The following is a 3,716-nucleotide window of genomic DNA, read 5'->3' as shown; positions in this document are numbered from 1 at the left end:
CCTGCTGCTCGGCGAGGCCGCCGACGCGAGCCTCGGCGCGGCCGGCGGCCACGCGGCCGCGATGGACCGCTCGCTCGCGTGGCTGTACGGCCGCGACGACCCGTCGCAGGACGGCCGGCACGCCGACGACGCGCTCGACCGCCACGGCGGCAGCGAAGCCTCGCAGCTGACGGTGCCGGAGTGGATCAACGGCATCCACGAGCTGTTCCCGAAGGAGACGATCGAACGCCTGGAGCGCGACGCAATCGAGCGCTACGGCATCGACGAGGTGGTGACCAACCTCGACGTGCTGGAGCGCGCGACGCCGAACCCGGCGCTGCTGCAGGCGGTGCTGCGCACCAAGCACCTGATGAATCCGCAGGTGCTGGCGATGGCGCGCAAGCTGGTCGACAAGGTGGTGCGCGAGCTGGTCGAGAAGCTCGCGAAGCAGGTGCAGCGCGCCTTCAGCGGCGCGCGCAAGCCGCAGCAGCTGAGCCTGCAGGGGGCAGTCAGCCAGTTCGCCGCGCGCGAGACGCTGAAGCGCAACCTGCGCCACTACGATGTGCAGCGCGGCCGGCTCGTGATCCAGCGGCCGCTGTTCCACGTCAACACGCGGCGCGTGCTGGAGCCCTGGCAGGTCTTCCTGCTGGTCGACCAGAGCGGCAGCATGCTGAACTCGGTGATCCATTCGGCGGTGACGGCCGCCTGCCTGTGGGGCCTGCCGGGCATCAAGACGCACCTGATCGCGTTCGACACCGAGGTGGTCGACCTGAGCGACAGCGTCACCGACCCGGTCGAGGTGCTGATGGGCGTGCAGCTCGGCGGCGGCACCTTCATCGGCAAGGCGGTGGGCTACGCGGCAGAGCGCATCAGCGTGCCGCGGCGCGCGGTGGTCGTGATCGTCAGCGACTTCTACGAGGGCATGCCGGAGCACGTGCTGATCGGCCACGTGCGCGCGCTGGTGGCGCAGGGCAGCACCGTGCTCGGGCTGGCCGCGCTCGACGAGCGGGCCGACCCGGTCTACGACAAGGAGCTGGCCGGCCGGCTGGTGGAGGCCGGCGCGCAGGTCGGCGCGATGACGCCGGGGCAGCTCGCCGCCTGGCTCGCGGAGAAGCTGAAGTGAGCGCGGTGGGGGCGATCGTCCGCGACGACCTGCTGCACCTGTCGCCCGAGGCGCTGTCGCATGCGGCGAATGCCGGCATCGTCAAGCGTGCGGTGCGCGAGTTGGCCGGCGGCTACCGGCCGCGGCTGTCGGTGGACGCGCAGGGGCTGCTGGAGGCGGTGTTCGACGATGGCGTGTCGTGCCGCTGGCCGGCGGGCGTGGCGATCCAGGATGCGCGCTGCAGCTGCAACGCGGCCGGCGTGTGCCGGCACCGCGTGATCGCGGCGCTGGCGTACCGCGAATCGGCTTCGGCACAGGCGGAACAGGCGGCCGCGCCGCTGCCGGTCGCAGCACCCGTGGCCGATGCCGACGATGCGGCGCTGGCCCGCGTCGTGCCGGCCACGCTGCTGACGCAGGCCGGCCTGCTGCGCGATGCCGGCATCAGCATCGAGGTGCGGCAGCGCGGCGGCGGCGACCCGTGCGACACCGCGCGGCTGCCGAGCGCGACCGTGCGCTACTGGGGCGGTGCCGCACTCGAGACCGCGCGCTGCGACTGCGTGCGCGCGGCGGCCTGCGAGCACGTCGCGCTGGGCGTGTGGGCGTTCCGCGCCGCACGCGAACAGGATGCAGCGGCACCGCAGCTCACGGTGCGGCTGGGCTCGGCAGGCCAGGCTCACGCGGTCGAGCGCGCGCCGTTCGAGCAGCTGGTGGAGGCGATCGCGCGGCACGGCGTGTCGCAAGGCGCCGATGCATGGATGCAAGGCCTGTCGACCGCACGCATCGCCGCGACCGAAGCGGCCTGGCTGTCGCTGCTGCTCGCCGACCTGGAGACCTGGGGCGAGGGCTACGCGAAGCGCCGCGCGCTGTACGACGCCGCGCAGGGCGTCGACCTGCTGGCCGAGCTGGGCCTGCGGCAGGCCGCGGGCGGCCTGCCTGGCCATGCCGGCGCCGTGCTGGGCATCGGCCAGGCGGGAGAGACCGCGCTGGACCGGGTCAGGCTGATGTGCCTGGGCGCGCGCACGCAGCGCGACGGCGAGGCGCGCCGCACCACCCTCGTGATGGCCGACATCGACACCGGCACGCGCCTGGTGCTGGCGCATGCGTGGCAGGTGCCCGAGGCGCGGCGTGCCGACGAGGCCGCGATCCGCGCCGCCGAACGGCTCGCGCCTGGCGTGCTGCTGGAGGCGCTGGCGCGCGGGCAGCTGCTCGCGCAGCAGGCGGCGCGGCGGCCCGACGGCAGCGTGCGGCTGGCGCGTGCGCGCAGCTCGCAGAACAGCGTGCTGCCGCAGGCGGCCGACTGGGCGCAGCTCGGCGCACCGGTGCGCTTCGACAGCGTGGCCGCACTGCGCGCCGAGCAACTGGCGCACCCGACGGCAGCGCTGCAGCCGCGGCACGCGGCACGGCGCTTCATCGTGTTCAGCCCGGCCGAGGTGGAGCCGCCGGCCTACGACGCCAACGAACAAGGCGTGGCGATGCTGCTGCGCGATGCGCAAGGTGCGCCGCTGCTGGTGCAGCGCTTCCACGAACGGCATGCGCCGCATGCGCTCGATGCGATGGCCGCTGCCGCGAGCGGGCGGCACGGTGCGCTGCGCCATGTGGCGGGCGTGCTGAGCTGGCAGCACGGCGTGCCGAGCCTGGAGCCGTGGGCGCTGGGCTGCGAAGGGGGTCTGCTGGTGCCGGATTTCGCGGCGGCGAGCGGCGCGCTCGGCGCGTTGCCGCTGGGCGTGGCGCGGCCGGCCGGTGCCGACCCCTGCACGCTGCAGCTCGAAGCGCTGCGGCAGCACCTGGCGACGCTGCTGCACCACGGCCTGGCGCGCCTGCCGCGCGGGTGGGCCGGCGAATCTGCACCGCTGGTGCGGCGGCTGGAGGCGGCCGGGCTGCGCGAGCTGTCGCAACGGCTGCAAGCCGTGACGCGCGAGGTCGCCGCGGCGCAGGCCAGGCCGGGCGACGTGCTGCTCGCACCGGCGCTGCTGCAGCTGCTGGCGCTGCGCCAATTGCATGAGGATGCGGCGCTGCTGGACCGCGGCGACTACCAGTCCCCGTAGGCCGCGACGATCCCGCGCAGCAGCGCATCGCGCTCCACGCCGAGGTGGTGGCCGCTCGCATCGCCCGAGGCATCCTTGCCGACCGCGGTGTGCACCACCACCAGCCGCAGCGCCGGGTCCACGAAGATCGCCTGGCCGTAGACGCCCAGCAGCATGAAGCGGCGCTGCCGGCCCGGCAGCAGCCAGGTCTGCAGGCCGTAGCCGAAGTAGCTGCTGCCGTGGTACTGCATCTGCCCGGGCCGGAAGGCCTCGGGCTGGCGCGCGGCATCGGTCATGTCGAGCAGGTGCTCGCGCGACACCACCGCGGCGCCGTTCACCTGCCCGTCGGCGGCCATCATCATCCCGAGCCGCGCGTAATCGCGCAGCGTCGCGTTGAAGCCGCCCTGCGCGAGCTCCACGTGGTCGGCCGGGTTCAGCAGCCAGCTCGCTGCCGCCTGCGCGCCGATCGGCTTCCAGATCCGCTCGCCGACGTAGTCGCACAGCGTGCGGCCGGTCGCGCCGCGCAGCACCAGGCCCAGCACCTCGGTCTGCGCACCCGCGTAGTTGAAGCGCTGCCCCGGCGCATCGCTGCGCTCGGTGACCTGCCGCGC

At 74.4% G+C, this 3,716-nt stretch carries 3 protein-coding genes; 2 read left to right on the top strand and 1 reads right to left on the bottom strand.

What is annotated here, in order from left to right; genetic code table 11:
* Position 1 precedes the first annotated feature (1 nt).
* Both AC1D12_RS27720 and AC1D12_RS27715 read left to right on the top strand, forming a co-directional pair.
* Positions 2–1,102, top strand: a complete 1,101-nt coding sequence (locus tag AC1D12_RS27720; protein WP_477844278.1) for a VWA domain-containing protein — start codon at positions 2–4, stop codon at positions 1,100–1,102.
* Positions 1,099–3,126 carry a YehQ family protein gene (locus tag AC1D12_RS27715; RefSeq protein ID WP_477844276.1) on the top strand — a complete coding sequence of 676 codons (2,028 nt, stop codon included), beginning with the start codon at positions 1,099–1,101 and terminating at the stop codon, positions 3,124–3,126. The genes AC1D12_RS27720 and AC1D12_RS27715 overlap by 4 nt, the downstream gene beginning before the upstream one ends.
* Here AC1D12_RS27715 and AC1D12_RS27710 read toward each other — a convergent pair.
* Positions 3,111–3,716 (bottom strand): serine hydrolase domain-containing protein (locus tag AC1D12_RS27710; RefSeq protein WP_477844274.1); only part of this gene is annotated, 606 nt, incomplete at its 5' end. The two genes, AC1D12_RS27715 and AC1D12_RS27710, sit on opposite strands and share 16 nt — an antisense overlap.

The organism is Rhizobacter sp. P1_G5, assembly GCF_056405435.1.
This window is presented reverse-complemented; position numbering and strand designations above follow the sequence as displayed.